Raw genomic sequence first — 18,123 nt, 5'->3', positions numbered from 1 at the left:
CGCGAAACCGCGCTGATCCTCGGCAGCTTCTACAGCACGATGCTGCGCAACGAGATCTTCGATTTCGCGCAGATCGGTGCGTTCATCGAGCGGGCGGACAACACCGCGCGGATCCTCGACGTGAAATACCACCTGCTGCTGCCGTCGGTGTCGCACGTCGGCACGCTGCTCGATACCAACCACTGGGAGTCGATCTTGCGGTCGGTCGAAGCCAACAACTCTTACCGCTGGGTATACGACGTGCAGTACAAGCCGATGAACATCGCCGATTACCTGATCCTGAACGGCCGCATGCCGCGTTCGCTGCGCTATTGCTACGGCCGCGTGATGTCGAGTCTCAACCTGCTCGTGAAAGAGCATGGTGCCGCTCACGCATGCCACGACACCGCGGCCCAGATGCTCACGATGCTGTCCGACAGTACGATCGAACGCATCTTCAAGAACGGCCTGCACGAATTCCTGACTGGATTCATTCGGCGCAACCACCGACTGGGGCTCGAAATCGCCCAGGCGTACAACTTCAACTAAACGCAATCATGCAACTCTCGATTGTTCATACGTCCCGCTATGTCTACGATGCACCCGTGCAGCAGGCTATTCAACGCATGTGTCTTCATCCACTGTCGAATGCGTGTCAGACGGTCGTCGATTGGGAGATTCGGGTCAATGGCAAGCAGCCCGGGCTGTCGTATCTAGACGGATTCGGGAATCGAATCGACCTTGCAGACCACGTTTCGAACGCGAGCGAGATTGTGATCGAATCCGTCGGAAACGTGACGACGCGCGACGTGACGGGTGTGGTTGGCTACCTCGATGATTGTGCTCATCCGTGGCTGTTTCTGCGTGAAACGCAGTTGACCAGGGCGGGGGGCGCGCTCGAAGCATTCGCGATGTCGTTTTCTGGCGTATCGAATCAGCTGATGGTGCTCCATGACCTGATGGAGGCGATCCATGACCAGTTCGAATTTGCAACCGGCGTCACGGATGTCGATACCGATGCCGAGACGGCATGGACCGGCGGAAAGGGCGTTTGCCAGGACTATGCGCACGTTTTCATTGCAGCCTCCCGCCGGCTCGGTATTCCGGCACGCTATATCTCGGGCTATCTGCTGATGGACGGCCAAGAGCGACAGGCGGCCAGCCATGCGTGGGCGGGAGCGTATGTGGAGGGTCTCGGCTGGGTTGGCTTCGATCCCGCGAACAACATCTGCCCCAACGAACATTACGTGAAGCTGGCGGTCGGCATGGATTATCACGGCGCATCTCCAGTCAGAGGGTGCAGCAGACAGGGGGGTGGCGGATCCCTCAGCGTGGAGATCGATGTGCGTCGAGCGGTTGCGTGACGCATTCGTGGCCGGCTCATCGGGATGGCAGGCGTCATCAGGTTAGTCGAAATGCGCATATCCCTTGCCGCCGGAAATTCGGTTGGGTACGTTGTCCGTACGGATTTCCAATCACTGTGCGTTGGCGACAAATAGCGATTTCGGATCCGGAGAAACACCGAATGGGCGGGCGTACACGCATATCCGAACGCCGATCCCGGATGGTGCGGGAGGACGCCGAGGCGACAAGGCGGGTATGTGCGCTCGAAATAAAATCAGGATGCAATGAATCAAATGGAGATCGTGATGACGACGTCGGCAAATATGCAAGTTGCAATGGAACGGGAAGCGAACGATGCGGGTCATGAAGGCGTCGACGCTTTCGATGACGAAAGCGTACGCGAGGCGCTTCGCGATCGACTCAAGCAAGTCAAGAAGAGGGCGGCGGAAGCGCAGGTGATTGTCGTCGAGAAGGGAAAGAAGACCGCTCGTGTCGCGAACGAGTACGTGCACGATCGACCCTGGACAACGGCGGCAACTGCGCTCGGAGTGGGGGTGCTGATCGGGTTGCTGATCGGTCGGCGATGAGCGCAAGCGCGCCGGCCCGGCTGGCGCGTTGAACTGGACTTCTTTCGGAACGCTGACCTGTTTACCAATAGTGCTGGGCAATTGCGCCTCCGGCGGCAGGTTCGGCAGATCCGGATGCAAGAACGATCGTCATCCGATATCTCGGTGCAGCATCACCATTGCGAAGACGTCGTCAGAGGAATTCGTGCGGTCCCGACGGATTCCGGATGACGAGAGACCGCTCTGTAACGACGCTTTCGGCCTATAACGCGTGTCGGCTTCAAGTAATAAATCAACAAGTGATCGAGTAGCTGAAATTTTCCGGAATTTTCCCGGAGAAGATGAAAGATCAAGGCTACAACGAGCGTTGCAAGATGGGGGAACGGGTTCGTGTCGACGGGGATGTTTCGGGTAATCCTGGCAGGATTGATCGCTTGCGCAGGCGCGTCTTTCGCGCACGCCGCCGAGACAAGAAAAGTCGACGTCCTGCTGGTGGGCGGCGGCATCATGAGTTCGACGCTCGGCGTTTGGTTGCACGAACTGCAGCCGGACTGGTCGATGACGATGGTCGAACGCCTCGACGGCATCGCGCTGGAAAGCTCGAACGGCTGGAACAACGCCGGAACAGGCCACTCGGCACTCGCCGAGTTGAATTACACGCCCGAGACGCCCGATGGTCGGATCGACATCTCGAAGGCCGTCGAGATCAACGAGTCGTTCCAGATCTCGCGCCAGTTCTGGGCGTGGCAGGTCAAGCAGGGCGTGCTGAAGAACCCGCACTCGTTCATCAACTCGACGCCGCACATGAGCTTCGTGTGGGGCGACGACAACGCACGCTTCCTGAAGAAGCGCTACGAAGCGCTGCGCGCGAGTCCGCTGTTCGGTGGCATGCAGTATTCCGAAGACTACGACCACATCAAGCAGTGGGTGCCGCTGATGATGGAAGGCCGCGACCGCAACCAGAAGGTTGCGGCGACGTGGACACCGATCGGCACCGACGTGAACTTCGGCGAAATCACGCGGCAGTTCGTCGGCTACCTGCGGCAGCAGCCGGGTTTCACGCTGTCGTTGTCGAGCGAAGTGCGAGAGATCTCCCGCAACACGGACGGCACATGGCACGTCTCGTGGGTCAAGCGCGACGCAAGCGGCGCACAGCAGTCCGTCGACGCGAAGTTCGTTTTCATCGGTGCGGGCGGCGGCGCACTGCACCTGCTTCAGGTGTCCGGCATCCCCGAAGCCAAGGAATACGGTGCGTTCCCGGTAGGCGGCTCATTCCTCGTGGCCGACAACCCGGAAGTCGTCAAACAGCATCTCGCGAAAGCATACGGCAAGGCGTCGGTCGGCTCGCCGCCGATGTCGGTGCCGCACCTCGACACGCGGATCATCGACGGCAAGAAGATCATCCTGTTCGGGCCGTTCGCGACGTTCTCGACCAAGTTCCTGAAGACCGGTTCGTACTTCGACTTGCTGACCAGCACCAACACTAACAACGTGATGCCGATGATTCACGTGGGCGTCGACGAGTTTCCGCTCGTAGAGTACCTGGCCGGCCAACTCATGCTGTCCGACGACGATCGATTCAATGCGCTGAAGGAATACTTCCCGAACGCGAGGAAGGAAGACTGGCGCCTGTGGCAGGCCGGGCAGCGCGTGCAGATCATCAAGCGTGACCCGAAGAAGGGCGGTGTGCTGAAGCTCGGTACCGAGATCGTCAGTTCGCAGGACGGCAGCATCGCGGGCCTGCTTGGCGCATCGCCGGGCGCGTCGACTGCCTCGCCGATCATGCTGAGTGTGCTCGAGAAAGTGTTCAAGGACAAGGTCGCGACGTCCGCGTGGCAGCAGAAGATCCGCCAGATAGTGCCGAGCTACGGCACGAAGCTGAATGACAACCCGGCGAAGGTCCAGGAAGAATGGAACTATACGAGCGATGTGCTGCAGCTTGTGCCGCCGCCGATGCTCGACATGGCCGCGTACGCGCGGACGAATCCCGTCGCCGCTGGCCGGCCACCGAAGGTCACCGCCGACGTAGCGTTTTGAAGCGCCTTCCGCGAGCAATGACAAGCGGCCATCCTGAGGGATGGCCGTTGCCATGAAAGCGTACTCGCGGCGAGGCAATCGTGTGGAATTCGGGCGTCATCCGTCGTTCACATTTGCGGTGCCGCGTTCTTCAGCCGCTGGTCTGAACCGCAGGTGACTAGCCGGCGGCAGGCCGCCCACGCAGACCAGGCCAACGGGGCGGCTTCGAGTCGTTCCGCCATATCGATGGCACGCGCCGAAATCAGCCAATTCTCGACAGATCCAATATGAGTCATCCTTCTCGACGCGACCGGCGGCCACTCACGAAATCGATGCTGCTTCCGCTGCCTTCGGTGGACGTGCGACGTTTGTCGCTGAGATTTCACCTTGCGCTTGCGGCGATGAGCTCAGGTCACGGAGACGGTGATCAGTTCATGACATTGCTCGGTACCATCTACATTGCATTCTTCTTGCGCGATATCGAGGTCGACGATGTCGATCGAGGCTTGTACAAGCGTGCTGAAGATGCGCTGGAGCAATGCATGCAACGCGTCGAGCAAGGGCAACCATGGACGCTCCTGGTCGATGAGCGGATCGCCATCGAGCAAATGGTGACGTTCCACGACATACAGTTATTGATCGCCCCTGCGCATCGCTATGCCGATGCCTGGGAGCGCGTGCGATGTGTCGTCGAGCAGGGACGCCCGTCGCCAATACCGGTATGAACACGCGACATGGGCGGCGGCAGAAGCGGTTTCGCGCCCCCGACCGATCGTTCAGCACGGACACGTTCGCGACGGTGGGTGAACCGTCAAGCGCACCGCTCTTCCGGCGGTTTGCAGTTCCGGCTTCGAGAGCATTCGTCACCGGCAAGTGCCAATCTCGATCGAATAGTCGCGTGTACCAGGCGGGTGGCGTGTCGGCAGACAGCCACCGGCGTTGGTCGGAACAGTGCGCGTGACCCGTGTCAGGCGTCTGCCGGGTGAGCAAGCGTCGCGGCGAGTTCGGCATCGATGCGGGCCGCGTTCGCGTCCGCCTCGGCTTCCGACAGCAGGCCACCTTCCCACTTCGCAATGACTGCGCTCGCAATGGAGTTTCCGACGGCGTTGGTCGCCGAGCGGCCCATGTCCAGGAACGTGTCGACCCCGATGATCAGCAACAGGCCGGCTTCCGGAATGTGGAACTGAGTGAGCGTTGCGGCGATCACGACGAGCGAAGCGCGTGGTACGCCGGCCATCCCCTTCGACGTGAGCATCAGCACGAGCAACATGGTGATCTGCGTCCCCAGCGACAGGTGAATGCCGTAAGCCTGTGCGATGAAGAGCGACGCGAACGTGCAGTACATCATCGAGCCATCGAGGTTGAACGAATAGCCCATCGGCATGACGAAGCTCGAGATCTTGCGCTTCACGCCAAAGCGATCGAGCGCGTCGAGGATCTTCGGATAGGCGGCCTCAGAGCTCGCGGTGGCAAACGACAACATGAATGCTTCCTTGATCAGGGAAAGCAACTTCAATGCGCGCCGTCCGAGGAACATGATGCCCGCAAGCGTCAGAAGCACCCACAACAGGATCAGACTGAGGTAGAAGTCACCCATGAAGACCACGAACTTCAGCAGGATCGAGATCCCGTTGACTGCGACCGTCGACGCCATCGAGGCCAATACGGCCAGCGGCGCGAGCTTCATCACGTAGCCGGTGATCTTCAGCATGACATGCGACAGTTGATCGATCGCGGTGACGAGAACTTTGCCGTGTTCGCCAAGTGCGGCGAGCGCAACGCCGAAGAACATCGAAAATACGACGATTTGCAGGACCTCGTTGTTGGCCATCGCCTCCGCAAACGAGCGCGGTACCATGTGGCCGACGAAATCCTTCAGCGTGAACTTCGACGTCGCGAGGTTTGCGGATGCACTGATATCGGGTAGCGACAGGCCGAGGTTCTCACCGGGTCTCAGGATGTTCGACATCAACAGGCCAAGCAGCAGCGAAACCAGCGAAGCGGTCACGAACCAGGCCAGCGCCTTGGCGAACACACGCCCGACGGACGCAGCGTCGCCCATGTGCGCGATGCCGACGACCAGTGTCGAGAACACCAGCGGGCCGATCACCATCTTGATGAGGCGCAGGAAGGTGTCGGATATGAGAGAGATATAACCAGCAATTTCAGTCGACACCTTTTTGTCGGGAAATTGCGTATAGATCATGTAGCCAACGGCAATGCCGATCAGCATTGCAATCAGGATGCGAATGGCTGAGGCGTTTCCTTTTCTTTTCACTTTGAATCTCCATGTTTTGCATCGAGTGACTGATGCGGGAAGCGACGAAATGCGACGTGGTCGCTTCCGGCAGCATCAGCGTTGTGACGCTTTCCGCAAGTCCGGTTGCCGGCAGCCTTCCTCGAACGCGGTCAGCGATTGTGTCCAGCATTCGTTGGGCCACCGGAGTTCCGCCTGCAGGGTCAGCGGGCGATAGGCAGCCGAATAGAGCGTCCCGTAGCCGCGCGACCACGCGTCCTGATACAGGGGTTCGTACAGAAGGGCATCAATCGCCTGCTGGGCCGTGCCGGCCATGTGGCAATGCGTTTGCAATGCGGTCAACCGCTCTCTCGATCGGGTCGCGTGCGCATGTTCGGGCCATTCGACCACATGCTGAAAGTTGGTGACGGCGGCGCGGCGCGTGATTTCGGCAGGGCGGTCCGGGTTGACGAAGACGGTGGCCCAATCTGCATGGCGGTCCAGTAGCGTGACGCTGTAACTCATATGTACCGGCACTCGCTGCAGAATGGATGCTGCTTCGGCAGTTGTCTGTGCCGTTTCGAGCACGTACCGCAGCACGAGCGGGATGCCGAAACCGACGCCGGACACGGTGCGCCCGCCGAAAGAGAGCGATACGGCGAGCCCGCTTTCGTTGATGCCGTCGAGCGCTCCCCACAGGCAATCGACCATTGCTGCGACGCGCGGCCCCACCCAGCGCGTGGCGAGCCAGTTTCCTTCCAGCAGCGCGGGCGCAAAATCGTAATTGCGCAGCAGCATCGGCTCTTCGTGGCCGGCAGGATCGATCCACACGGCCTGCGAGCATCCTGCAATGTAGGGCGGAGGACACCACAGCGACAGGAAGCGTGCCTCGACATCGCCCCCTCCCGCGAGGTCGACGAGGCGCTCCCAGACGGGAACCAGTTCGGGCATGTGCTCGCGTAGTGCGCGCCGGCACATGAGGTAGCTGGGGCGGCCGGCTACACCCCCCCGCAGGAACCATGCACGATAGCTGGGCCACGCGTGTTCGAACAGCACGCGCCATTTGTCGTCGGGGGTATCTTCAGCGATGGCGCGGAACGGCACACTGATGGACATGGCGGTGCCTTACAGGATCTTGAACGAACCGGGGGTGGGCGCCGCGTTAGGCGTCGGTGCCATGAGTGGCTTGCCGGCGTAGTAGTTCTTCAGCCCACGCACCCAATCTCGCGCACGAACGTTGAGCCGGAAGTTGTCATCCATCGACCGTCCCCGCGTGATCAGGATGCCAAGGTCCGCGCCCTCGTAGCGATAGTCGCCGGGGCCGGTTATGCGCAGGAAGAATGCCTCGCGCTCGCTGTCGATCGCGCGGCGGTGGTAATCGAAACGGTGGTAGGACACGCTGCCGTCGTCGGCCATGCGGTAGATTCCGGTTGCCGGTGCGTGCGTGACCTGGTCGACTGTGTCGTCGTTGAACTTCAGAACGACTTGCGACCACGAATCGATGAAGTGTGGTTGCGCCCATCGCTCGTTGATCTCCTTCACGTTCAGATTGAACGGCACGCCGGAAAATTCGAGCAGGTGGAACAGGAACAGCGGTGCGTCCGCGTAGGCGAACGCCGCATGGTTCGTCATCGGGCTTGCACCGCAGATGCGCGGATTGAGTTCGCCGAGATACACTTCGCCGGAATCGACGTCGATCAGAAAATCGAGGTCGAAGTAGCCGCGGTAGCCCTCGTTCAGGAGCTGGTTGCCGAACTTCTCCGCCATCTCGCGCGCCTTCGCACGAACTTCCTCGGTGAATGCCCCCGGGAACACCTCGTTGCCGCACCAGCCGCCCTTGTACGGCGTCAGCTCACGGGCGCCGACCACTTCGGTCAGGAGCGGGCCGACGAGCGTGCCGGACTGCGTCGCGCACGCTTCGAGCGTCGCGCCGCGACAGTTGATGCGCTTCATGATCTTGACTTCGGGATCACCGACGATTTCATCCTTGTGCTGGTTGAAATCATCTTCCGACGCGATGAAGAACGTCGTGTGGCCCGAGTCTCCGAATGCGGACTGCACGACGAGGTCCTTGCCCAGATGGTTGCGATCGGCAATTTGCAGCAGGTGCTCGTAGCTGTCGACTTTCTCGAGCGCGTTCGGCACCGAATGCACGCCAGCCTTGTTCCCGATGCGCACGGTCTCCATCTTGTTGTCGCAGCGGGTCCGCAGTGCGGCCGGGGGAAACCAGACATCCAGGCCGATCTCGTCTGCAAGCGCCTCTGTCTTCTCGTCGAACATCAGGAACGTCGCGACCGGTCGGCCGCCGCGACGCTCGATCAGGTCGATCACCTCCTTGTGCGCCAGCAGATGGTTGTTGATGTCCTCGATCGACTGGAATTCGTCGTGCGGCGATTCGGATGGCACGAAGACGTTCGGATGGCGTCCATCGAAGCAGTCGATGTAGTTGATGTACATGAATCGATTCACCCATCTGTCCAGGCCGAGCAGATTGAAGTTCGTTGCGCTGATGAAGTAGATGGGCCGCTCGTTGCGGTGGAACATCAGCAGGAGATCCGCGATGCTGTTGACAGATTTGCTCACTTGTTGCTCCTTGTATCGATTCTTGTTCGATTTCGTTTTGCTGCGTCTTGGTTCAGTTGTTAGTACCGGGCGTTACGCCTTGGCGCAGGCGTATGCGGGTTGCGATGGCGTGAACGTGACTTGACGAGCAGCCGCAACGCGTGCGGCTGTGCCCTGCGCCGCGCATTCGAGCGCCGTCTCGGTGAAGATTCGAAAGCCCAGTTCGGCGCGGAAGCCATGGATCTCGCGCACGTCGAGCGCGGCCATGAACTGAAGGATTTCGGGGCTGATGATTTGCCCCGGCACGAGGATCGGGAAACCGGGCGGGTAAGGGATCACGAACAGCGCGGACACGAGCTCGCGGCCGGACGTCATCGCGCGAGCGGCTTCGTTCATGTCGATGTATTCGCAATTTGCATCGTCATATGAAAGGAAGAACGCACTGCGGATGTCGCCGTCGCGGGTTTCCGTGCGATCGTCGACACTGCGGCCGCGAAACGCGAAATGAAAACGCGAGAAATCCGGCAGCGGCGGTTGCTCCTGTGTCAGCGAGCGAACCCGTTTATCGTGAATCCTCCGCTCGACCGCGCTCATGTCGGCCACGCGCGCGTCGACATCGCGCGCAATCTTCACCAGAACCTCGATGAGGTAGGCGATTGCCGATCGGGTCGTGCCGATATTCGTCATGAAAAGAACCGTGTTGCGCGACGTCTTGTTGATCTGGATACCGTACTTATCCATCAACTCCGTGTTCTTGAACGTGTCGCCATCCATGCCTGTCGAACCGATGACGAGTGTCGCGCGCGTCGGATCCAGCACGAACTCGTCGGTACGCCACGCAGCTTCGAGATTGCTCCACCCGGTCTCGTCGTTGAAGTAGCTGCTGACAGCGGACTCCCGATAGGCCGGCGGCACGATGTCCCCGACGCGCAGGAAGCGGAAGTAGCGACTGAGAAACGGGTGTTGCTTGACCTGCTCGCGAAGACTCATCGCGAGTTCGAGCTGGCGCTGGATCAATTCATAACCCTCGAGTTCGACCTGACGGCGTCCGACGTCGAGTGAGGCGAGGATTTGATAGTTGGGAGACGTCGACGTATGCGTCATGTACGCTTCGTGGAACGATTCCTCGGCCTTGTCCTTGAAATCCTGGTCCCACACGTGAATCATCGATCCCTGGCGCAGCGCAGTGAGCGTCTTGTGTGTCGAGTGCGTCGCGTACACGCGCACCCGCGCACGCGACGGGTCGGGAAGCAGGCGCGCGTCCAGAAGCTGCGCGTCGTCATTCCAGTCGAGCGTGGCGGCGAACGCCGCGTGACGCTTCGCGTAGGCCGGATCCTTGAACGTTTCGGCGAGCTTGGCCGCGTTCGCCATCGCAGTACGCTGCCGATAGATCGGGTGACAGCGCGCGAACGCAAACCACGCCTCGTCCCACAGGAAGATGAGATCGGGCTTGATCGCCAGGCACTCCATCATCACGCGCTCGACATCGTAGACGATGCCGTCGAACGTGCAATTGGTCAGCAGGACCATCTTTACGTGATCGAGTCTTCCGGCGCGGCGAAAATCAAGCAACGTCTCCTTGATGTGACGGATGGGTACGGCGCCATACATCGAGTACTCGTCCAGCGGATAGGAGTCGAGGTATGCCACCTGTGCGCCTGCGAGCACCAACCCGTAATGATGGGACTTGTGGCAATTTCGATCGACGAGCACGATGTCGTCGGGCCTGACAAGTGCCTGAACGACGATCTTGTTGCAGGTCGACGTTCCATTCGTCGCGAAATAGGTGCGACGCGCGCCGAATGCACGCGCGGCGTACTCTTGCGCGAGCTTCAGCGGTCCGATCGGATCGAGCAGCGAATCCAGCCCGCCCGACGTCGCGGAGGTCTCGGCCATGAAGAGATTCATGCCGTAGAACTGCGCCATGTCGCCGATCCAGTTGCTGTTCATGATCGACTTGCCGCGTGCGAGCGGCAGTGCATGGAATACCCCGGTCGGTTGCTTTGCATAGTCGCGCAGGGCATTGAAGAACGGCGTGCGGTGACGCTCGGCGACACCTTTCATGATCGAGCCGTATAGCTCGCGGTGGTCTTCCTCGCCAAAGAAGATTCGCTTGAAGACCTCGCCGACGCGCGCGGCGATGTCCTCGACGCTCACGTCCGTCACGAGATACAGGTCAAGTTCCGGGCGGATCTGCGCGATCCGGCGGCCAAGCAATGGGCCGCGCTCGGATTCGGGCATGGACTCGACGCTGTCGTCCACCCCGTCCAGAAAACGGCGCAACATGTCGTTGTGGTTCACCGATCGGAACGGAAAGCCGTGCCGAATCACCACTGCCTGGAGATTGAAGTTGACGAGGGTCGCGATCAGTGCATCTTCGAAGCTCGGCACGATGACGATATCAAAGATGAAGTCGTCATCGGGGCTGCGCTTTCGCTGGACGCGGCGACGCAGCGCGTCTTCTTCGCTCGACGACATTTCATCGACAATCAGCACTTCAAAATAGGGGCGTGCCAGCTGTGCCTGTCGTTCGCTATCGGTTTCGATTTGCGAAGGAAGCTCGTTTTCGCTGTCGAGCGTGTTCGCGTCGTGACGGTAGGTGCGGGCCGCCAGAACGCGATGAATGCGGCGCGCTGCCTGATGCGCGCGGCTCATTTCCTCGCGTTCGATCCATTGTCGAAGCTCCCCGAACACGCGTCGGCCCGGGAACGCCCAGTAACTTTCGATCGGTGTGAGCAGATCGACGGTGCGCCACACGCTGGCCAGCCGCAGTACAAACTCCGGATCGTCTGTCGACAGGATTGCCAGACGGCTAAGATCGTCTACCAGATTGATCCAGCCATCCATACGTCGCTCCCAGACGCTGCGATGGTTGCTCAATTGTGTAACGAACGGTGGCAACGGTTGCTCCGATCTCATATCTTCCATCTCCTTGATTGGTTTTTTTCCGGCCATATGGTTCGGAATCCGTCCGGCGGTGCTGGTGAAACGTTGATATTTCAATCCGGCTTTATAAGTGATCCTAATGTATTAAGATATGAAAAATCGGGATTGTCTCTTTCGTAGACGGGGAAATCGCAGCTTCTGTCCCGGAAGCTTTTCAGAGGCTGGCCGAGATTTCGCAACCCGTGTTCACGCTCTCGACGCACGCGTTCGAAGTCGACTGCGATCGGGATGATCTCGCCGCCGCTGCCGGCCTGATGCAGTACGTAGCCGGATGGATCGCAAACAATCGAACGGCCGACACCACCGTCTTCGACGCCGTTGATGTCGAAGAAGTAAAGCTGGTTCTGAGCGGCTGATGCACGGGCGATCGAGAGCTCGACGTCGCGGTCGATCGTGTCCGTCATCGTGGGATGCAGGACCACTTCCGCTCCCATCGCGGCGAGCGTGCGCGTGGTTTCCGGAAACCACATGTCGTAGCAGATCGACACGCCGATCCGCCCCACGCCGGGCACGTCGAACACGCAGAACTCGGTGCCGCCCGCGACGTCGCGCTCGTACGGGCGGAACGGAAACAGTTTTCGATAGCGCGCGACGACATCTCCACGCGGATCGATTACCGGGGTGGTGTTGTAGATGAGCGTGCCATCGGGTCCGTCGATACGCTCGAACAGGGAACCAGGAATCAGCCAGAGCCCCGTTTCATGCGCAAGCTCGGCCAGACGCGCCTCGGTGGCACCAGGGAGCGATTCAGCGTTGCGATGCAGCGGACCCAGCGGCGCGAGTTCGGAGAACAACACCATGCGTACCCACGGAAACCGGATGCGGATGTGGCGCAGGTAATTGCCGATGACTTCGACGTTGCTCTCGAACGCGGATACCCGCATCTGGACGCCGGCGATGCCGAAAGTATTGTGCATGGTCTTTCTCAGCCTTCGATGGAGTTCGGGAAAATGCAATCTGCCGTCACGACTGCATCAGGATCGGGCTCGACGCCAGGACGGTGCGACGCACGCGGCTCATCGAGGAAGATCCATGTCGGACCATACGCAGTGTTGTGGAGACGGGAATGCGAGTGGTGGCGGCACGACGGAATGGACTCGGCGCGACGCGGGGTATCAAGCGGATGCGACGCGATGGCGGGGGGTGAAGCGCGAGCGGTAGTGAGTGGAAGCATGATTGATACGTTCGTCATGACAGTCTGCTGAACGACAATGAACGGGATGACAGGTGGCATGCATTCTAGAACCAACATGCGTGAGCGAATGGGTCCAACAAATTTATTGTGGTTGGATCCAAGTCGGAAAAGCGGCACCGGCTGCCCCAAGGGAGGGCGCGTCGTATCGATGCGCGGAGCCGTGCGGCGGGTCCGGAGAGCGGGACCGAGGCGATCGAGGTCGTGAAATTTCAGCTGCTCGTTCCGCAGCTGCCGGCTCCTCTGTCCGATGCAGCTAAGCCCGGGCCGAATCTCGCCCGAGGCATGCGTTTTTTCGCAGCACATTATTCGGATAACGCATGGCCTTTGCGTACCGAATATCGGTCGCATACCGTCCGAAAGTGGCGGATATCGAGCATCTTCGCTTCACTGATATCGCCGCAGGCCTGTCAGGCGGGCCGGTATCGTCCATATTGCCGTTGCCGGCGGGTCCGTTGACCTCGGCAGCGGGAACCAGCCGGAATGAAGCGGGCGAATTGATGGCAGGCTGCAACATGAATGGGTACGTGCGTGGTCACCACGAGTCGGGTTTGAGATCGGGGGAAATCCGATGAGAGAATCCCCGTTGATCGAATGGCTGCTCACGCTGGCGCATTGGAGTCGCCGCATTCCGTGCGGGACGCCACTGAACCGACGGCTGTTCGACGACCTGCGCGAAGCGATTCTTTCAGGGCGCATTGGCCCGGGCGCGCGGTTACCGGCGTCCCGCGACCTTGCTCGCGAATTGCGTGTGGCGCGCAATACGGTGATCTACGCATACGATCGTCTGACTGCGGAAGGGTATGCACGTGCCTCGAGCGGCAGCGGCACATATGTGAGTGACACGGCGCCTGATGCGTCGTTGATCGATCGCACGGCCAGTGCAAGTCGGACCACGAACGACTGGATCACGCGCAAGGGATCACGACTCGCGGCCCGTGCTATGGATCTGCTCGTCAACGCAGGCGCATCGGATTATCAGGTCGGTGCATTCGTCCCGGGCATTCCGGACATCGGCGAGTTTCCGCGTGTCGTATGGCAACGACTGATCGCAAAGGTCTGGAGAATGGCGGGGCAGGGACAGCTGGGCTATGGCAGTCGTCATGGCTATCCGCCGCTCAAGCGCGCACTGGCCGAATATCTGACGCTTGCCCGTGGCGTCGCATGCCTGCCGGAGCAGATCATCGTGACACAGGGTTCGCATCAGGCGATCGATCTGTGCGCGCGCCTGCTTGCCGATCCGGGCGAACTGGTATGGATCGAGGATCCGTGCTATTGGGGAGCGCGCAGCGTGTTTCGCGGCGCGGGGCTCGATCTGGAGGCGATACCGGTCGATGCGCAGGGAATCCAGTTGCCGGTTGCATTTGGCCGGAGCCCGAGACTGATCTTCGTCACACCGTCGCATCAATATCCGAGCGGCGTGGTGATGAGCCTCGCGCGGCGCAGGTTGCTGACGGAAATGGCGCGCGCGCAAGGCGCCTGGATCATCGAGGATGACTACGACAGCGAATTCCGATATTACGGTGCGCCCGTGCCGTCACTGCAGGGGCTTGATCCACATCGGAACACGATCTACATCGGCAGCTTCTCGAAGGTGCTTTACCCGGGGTTGCGACTTGCGTTCCTGATCGTGCCGCCCGATCTCGTCGACGCATTTGCCGTTGCCCAATCGGAGGTCTATCGCGGTGGGCAATTGACCATCCAGGCGGCCCTGGCGGAGTTTATCGACAATGGACATTATTCGGCCCATGTGCGGCGGATGCGCAAGATATACGCGGCGCGGAACACACTGCTGACGACGTCGCTCCGCCAGCATCTTGGCGATCGTATCGACGTTGCAGGAACGGATACCGGGCTGCATCTCACGGTGGCACTGCATGGCGTGAACGATCATCTGGTATCGCAAGAGGCGTTGGCCCAAGGGATCGTCGCCCGGCCGTTGAGCTCGTATTTTGCCGTGCCGTCGAATGCGCGAAACGGTCTGGTGCTGGGATACGGAGGGGTGTCCGACGATGCGATCGAGGGGGCGGTGCGGAAGCTGGCGATCGCGATCGACGCAGCCGAGACCAGCGGGCGATGCGCGCAGGAGACAACGCCGATTTGACCGGCCGCGATCGAGGTGGCTTGGGGGCAGGATTTGTTCGGCTTTGACTCGCACGATCTTCGCCACCCGTGCCACCCCATCTTTCGTCGCTTCGCCCAATTCGAGCGACGCTGCAACTGCTCTTCGCGATACCACCGGTACGCCTGATTCCGGCCCAACTGCCAGCCTTCGCGGCGCAGCAGTACATGGACACGTCAGCCGGCAAGGCTGAAACGTGCAGCGCCCGTCTTCTCGTCGTCATTGAAAATCATTCAATCGCGAAGCCAATTATCAAGACCGACCGACGTGCAACACAATGCGGCATGACTCTTTCGCATAGACATGAATCATGCATTTCGACCACGCCACCATCGTCACGGATGACATTGACGGCACCCGCCGCTTTTTCGACGAGGTTGTCGGCCTCGATACCGGGCCTCGACCGCCGTTCAGCGTGGATGGCTATTGGTTGTACCTCGATAGCCGCCCGATGATTCACGTTACGCGCGCAACGCTGCCTGCGCAGAAAGGCCGTAGCGCACCGCGTATCGATCACATTGCGCTGCGCCTCGACGCACACCGCGAATGGGAGACGTTGATCGAGCGGCTGACCAGCAGGCGGATCGATTACACATTGAGTGACGTACCGTTGTCCAACGAACGTCAGCTGTTCGTGTCCATTGCGCCGGGCGTATGCGTTGAATTCGTCACGACGCTCGCAACCCATGGTCAATCCGGGATTCCGAACAAGTGAGTTGGTGTGTCGGCCGTATGTCACCCGTTCGCGATACGGCCGCCACGCTCGCCGGACGCGACGTCACGCACCGGGTTTGCGGGCACTGCCTTGCGTACGGGAAGACGCTTTTCAATGGAGGAAACGAGCGATGAGACTCAAGGATCAAAAGGTGTTGGTGGTCGGTGGAAGCTCAGGGATCGGTGAAGCGACCGCGCGTGCATTCGCGGAGTGCGGGGCGAGCGTGATGATCGCATCGCGCGACGCAGCCAAGCTGGCGGCAAGCGCAGACAGGATTGGCTATGGCGTGCGAACCGGCGTGATGGACATTACCGACGACGCAAGCGTACGTGCGTTTCTTGATTCGGCAGGCGAATTCGACCACGTTGTCGTGTCGGCCGCGCAGACACCCACGGGGCCGGTGCGTGGTCTGGAACTCGCCGGCGCCTACGCGGCGATGGACAGCAAGTTCTGGGGAGCCTATCGCGTCGCACGGGCCGTACGCATTCGGCAAGGCGGTTCGCTGACATTCGTGTCGGGGTTCCTGAGCGTGCGGCCGAGCAAGACTTCGGTCTTGCAAGGTGCGATCAATGCGGCGCTCGAATCGCTGGCGCGAGGGCTTGCGCTCGAGTTGTCGCCCGTGCGCGTGAATACGGTATCCCCGGGCCTGATCGCGACGCCGCTCTGGTCGAAGCTCGATGCGGAATCGCGCGACAGGATGTACGAAGGCGCTGCGGCGCGATTGCCGGCCGGCCGTGTCGGGCAACCCGAGGACGTCGCGAATGCCGTGCTCTACCTTGCGTCGACCCCGTACGCGACCGGTTCGACGGTGCTGGTCGACGGTGGCGGGGCGATCGCGTAGCGGGTTGGCCGGTTGAGTCTTGATCCCCGATTCGTCGCGGGCTGCCGAACGCCCGCGCCCGATTTTCGCGTGCCGGGTGCGTCGTCGGATCAGCTTGAGCGCACGGGCGCGCCGCTGACCTCACCGCCGCCTGCCGGTGCCGCCCGTTCATGTCTTGTGCGGAATTCCTGTGCGAGTCGCTCACGTCCGTACGGCGATGTCGAGACCGGACGACCGGATCGTTTTCGACATCGCTTCTTCAAAACGTTCCATGGCGGGCGTAAAAGTCTTGCCGCGACGCCAGCGCAACGCGGCGATGCGCGACAGGCGATCGTCCACGATCGTCGCCGTCACGATCCTCGAGCGCGGCGGTATCGCCAGTGGACTCGCGATCGTCGCGTAATCGGCGCTCTCGACGAGCCGTATCAGCGAGTCGACATTGGCCGCCTCGACCCGCACGTTCAGCGCAATGTTTGCGCCGGCACATGCGGCGTCGATCTGTCCGCGCATGGCAAACGCCCGATTCAGCAGCGCGAGCGGATGGGTCGCCACTTCCCGCAGGCTGACGGTCTTCCGGATCTTGCGACCGGCGGATCGATGAACCAGCGCCAGCCGTTCGGTGAACAACGTTCTCTGCTCGACGTCCGGATTCGACAGATGGGAGAACGATACGCCGATGTCCAGTTCATTTTCGACCAACCCCTGGTCGATCGCCGCAGCCGGAAGTTCGTGAACGGACACGTATAACTGCGGATGTCGTGCGAGCAGTGCCGATATCGTCGGCATGACGAGCGATCGTGCGTACGTGTCGATCGCACCGATGCGCAATGCGCCATGAACTTCGCGCGAGCGGTTTCGGACATTGGCCAGCGTCACGTCGAGTTTCGACAGGATGGGCTCGACTTCCGCGAACAGATCCGCACCGGCTTGTGTCAGCAGGATGCCGCGGCCCACCCGATCGAACAACGTCACGTCGAGCAGGTCCGCCAGCTCGCGCAGGTGTTGAGACAGGGCGGGTTGAGTGAGGTGCAGCCGAGCCGCCGCTCGCGTCACGCTGCCCGCGCGTGCGACCGCAATGAAGCTGCGCAGCAGGCGAAGATCGATCGCTGAATGCATAACAAATCCTGATGAATCAATCTGCAAGACATTAATTTACATCAGGCGGACCAAATCCTAATCTCCCGTCGATGCATTCTTTCAACGGAGGTGAAGAGATGCCGCATCTGATCATCGAATCCACGCCCCTCATTGCGCGCCTGGTCGATTTCCGGTCATTGATGGGTACGTTGCACGAACGGCTCGCGGCGCAAGGGCACGCGTTGCTCGCCGAATTGAAGAGCCGCGCCTATACGGCCGATCAGTTCCTGTCCGGAGATGACCCGACAAACGAATTCATCGTCGTCAGGCTATTGCTGACGAAGCCCAGGACCGAGCCGGTACTGCACGACATGGGGAGACTGATTCACGACGTCGTGCGAGATGTCGTCGAGCGTGTCGAACCGGCGTTCGGCTGGCAGTGCTGCGTGCTCGTCTGCGATTTCAGCGGTTCGCCTTATATCAAGACGGTTCGTGACGGGACCCACACCGAGACCGGCGCGTCTGCATGACGCGGCCCGCGTCGACAA

Annotated in this window: 14 protein-coding genes and 1 pseudogene; 9 read left to right on the top strand and 6 right to left on the bottom strand. The window is 60.7% G+C overall.

Features of this window, described 5'->3' with window-relative positions; genetic code table 11:
• From DIE23_RS12665 to DIE23_RS12645, 5 genes are all read left to right on the top strand, one after another.
• A partial coding sequence (locus DIE23_RS12665; protein WP_148093471.1) for an alpha-E domain-containing protein occupies nt 1-528 on the top strand: 528 nt, incomplete at its 5' end.
• Nucleotides 529-536: 8 nt separating this feature from the next.
• The gene (locus DIE23_RS12660) at nt 537-1,343 is read left to right on the top strand and encodes a transglutaminase family protein (protein WP_124612424.1); all 807 of its coding nucleotides are present in this window, start codon (nt 537-539) and stop codon (nt 1,341-1,343) included.
• Nucleotides 1,344-1,616: 273 nt separating this feature from the next.
• The gene (locus tag DIE23_RS40710; RefSeq protein ID WP_311767815.1) at nt 1,617-1,910 is read left to right on the top strand and encodes a glycine zipper domain-containing protein; all 294 of its coding nucleotides are present in this window, start codon (nt 1,617-1,619) and stop codon (nt 1,908-1,910) included.
• A gap of 381 nt (nt 1,911-2,291) precedes the next feature.
• Nucleotides 2,292-3,926 carry a malate dehydrogenase (quinone) gene (gene mqo / locus DIE23_RS12650; RefSeq protein WP_124612422.1) on the top strand — a complete coding sequence of 545 codons (1,635 nt, stop codon included), beginning with the start codon at nt 2,292-2,294 and terminating at the stop codon, nt 3,924-3,926.
• A 311-nt stretch (nt 3,927-4,237) separates the two neighbouring features.
• Nucleotides 4,238-4,630 carry a hypothetical protein gene (locus DIE23_RS12645; protein WP_260436047.1) on the top strand — a complete coding sequence of 131 codons (393 nt, stop codon included), beginning with the start codon at nt 4,238-4,240 and terminating at the stop codon, nt 4,628-4,630.
• A 242-nt stretch (nt 4,631-4,872) separates the two neighbouring features.
• Here the strand turns inward: DIE23_RS12645 and DIE23_RS12640 are convergent, their stop codons facing one another.
• The 5 genes and pseudogenes from DIE23_RS12640 to DIE23_RS12620 all read right to left on the bottom strand — a co-directional run bounded on the left by DIE23_RS12640 (nt 4,873) and on the right by DIE23_RS12620 (nt 12,566).
• Nucleotides 4,873-6,183: a dicarboxylate/amino acid:cation symporter gene (locus tag DIE23_RS12640; RefSeq protein ID WP_124612420.1), complete on the bottom strand. Its 1,311-nt coding sequence runs from the start codon at nt 6,181-6,183 to the stop codon at nt 4,873-4,875.
• A gap of 75 nt (nt 6,184-6,258) precedes the next feature.
• The gene (locus tag DIE23_RS12635; protein WP_124612419.1) at nt 6,259-7,257 is read right to left on the bottom strand and encodes a C45 family autoproteolytic acyltransferase/hydolase; all 999 of its coding nucleotides are present in this window, start codon (nt 7,255-7,257) and stop codon (nt 6,259-6,261) included.
• 9 nt (nt 7,258-7,266) lie between these two features.
• Nucleotides 7,267-8,733: pseudogene (locus tag DIE23_RS12630) on the bottom strand (biotin carboxylase); the annotation flags it as partial.
• A gap of 63 nt (nt 8,734-8,796) precedes the next feature.
• On the bottom strand, nt 8,797-11,706 hold the full coding sequence (locus tag DIE23_RS12625) for an aminotransferase class I/II-fold pyridoxal phosphate-dependent enzyme (RefSeq protein WP_260436046.1): 2,910 nt from the start codon (nt 11,704-11,706) through the stop codon (nt 8,797-8,799).
• Nucleotides 11,703-12,566, bottom strand: a complete 864-nt coding sequence (locus tag DIE23_RS12620; protein WP_124612417.1) for a carbon-nitrogen hydrolase family protein — start codon at nt 12,564-12,566, stop codon at nt 11,703-11,705. Before DIE23_RS12620 ends, DIE23_RS12625 begins: the two co-directional genes overlap by 4 nt.
• Before the next feature lie 861 nt (nt 12,567-13,427).
• On the opposite strand from DIE23_RS12620, the gene DIE23_RS12615 reads away from it, so the two are divergent.
• From DIE23_RS12615 to DIE23_RS12605, 3 genes are all read left to right on the top strand, one after another.
• Nucleotides 13,428-14,945, top strand: coding sequence for a PLP-dependent aminotransferase family protein (locus tag DIE23_RS12615; RefSeq protein ID WP_260436045.1), 1,518 nt, complete (start codon nt 13,428-13,430; stop codon nt 14,943-14,945).
• A gap of 328 nt (nt 14,946-15,273) precedes the next feature.
• Nucleotides 15,274-15,678 carry an extradiol dioxygenase gene (locus DIE23_RS12610; RefSeq protein WP_124612415.1) on the top strand — a complete coding sequence of 135 codons (405 nt, stop codon included), beginning with the start codon at nt 15,274-15,276 and terminating at the stop codon, nt 15,676-15,678.
• A 130-nt stretch (nt 15,679-15,808) separates the two neighbouring features.
• Complete coding sequence (locus tag DIE23_RS12605) at nt 15,809-16,519, top strand: SDR family oxidoreductase (protein ID WP_124612414.1); 711 nt, start codon at nt 15,809-15,811, stop codon at nt 16,517-16,519.
• 180 nt (nt 16,520-16,699) lie between these two features.
• On the opposite strand, the gene DIE23_RS12600 is transcribed toward DIE23_RS12605, so the two are convergent.
• Nucleotides 16,700-17,641 carry a LysR substrate-binding domain-containing protein gene (locus DIE23_RS12600; RefSeq protein WP_124612413.1) on the bottom strand — a complete coding sequence of 314 codons (942 nt, stop codon included), beginning with the start codon at nt 17,639-17,641 and terminating at the stop codon, nt 16,700-16,702.
• A 71-nt stretch (nt 17,642-17,712) separates the two neighbouring features.
• Here DIE23_RS12600 and DIE23_RS12595 point away from each other — a divergent pair, with 71 nt between their 5' ends.
• Nucleotides 17,713-18,105, top strand: a complete 393-nt coding sequence (locus tag DIE23_RS12595) for a 5-carboxymethyl-2-hydroxymuconate Delta-isomerase (RefSeq protein WP_124612412.1) — start codon at nt 17,713-17,715, stop codon at nt 18,103-18,105.
• Nucleotides 18,106-18,123 lie beyond the last annotated feature (18 nt).

Origin of the sequence: Burkholderia sp. Bp9143, assembly GCF_003853645.1 — a bacterium.
In the GTDB taxonomy this organism is placed as follows: Bacteria; Pseudomonadota; Gammaproteobacteria; order Burkholderiales; family Burkholderiaceae; genus Burkholderia.
This window is presented reverse-complemented; position numbering and strand designations above follow the sequence as displayed.

What these genes read in the sequence shown, in the direction of transcription:
- DIE23_RS12660 (WP_124612424.1), top strand. Translation starts at nt 537, where the DNA reads ATGCAACTCTCGATTGTTCATACGTCCCGCTATGTCTACGATGCACCC.
- DIE23_RS40710 (WP_311767815.1), top strand. Translation starts at nt 1,617, where the DNA reads ATGGAGATCGTGATGACGACGTCGGCAAATATGCAAGTTGCAATGGAA.
- mqo (WP_124612422.1), top strand. Translation starts at nt 2,292, where the DNA reads ATGTTTCGGGTAATCCTGGCAGGATTGATCGCTTGCGCAGGCGCGTCT.
- DIE23_RS12645 (WP_260436047.1), top strand. Translation starts at nt 4,238, where the DNA reads ATGCTGCTTCCGCTGCCTTCGGTGGACGTGCGACGTTTGTCGCTGAGA.
- DIE23_RS12635 (WP_124612419.1), bottom strand. Translation starts at nt 7,257, where the DNA reads ATGTCCATCAGTGTGCCGTTCCGCGCCATCGCTGAAGATACCCCCGAC.
- DIE23_RS12620 (WP_124612417.1), bottom strand. Translation starts at nt 12,566, where the DNA reads ATGCACAATACTTTCGGCATCGCCGGCGTCCAGATGCGGGTATCCGCG.
- DIE23_RS12610 (WP_124612415.1), top strand. Translation starts at nt 15,274, where the DNA reads ATGCATTTCGACCACGCCACCATCGTCACGGATGACATTGACGGCACC.
- DIE23_RS12605 (WP_124612414.1), top strand. Translation starts at nt 15,809, where the DNA reads ATGAGACTCAAGGATCAAAAGGTGTTGGTGGTCGGTGGAAGCTCAGGG.
- DIE23_RS12595 (WP_124612412.1), top strand. Translation starts at nt 17,713, where the DNA reads ATGCCGCATCTGATCATCGAATCCACGCCCCTCATTGCGCGCCTGGTC.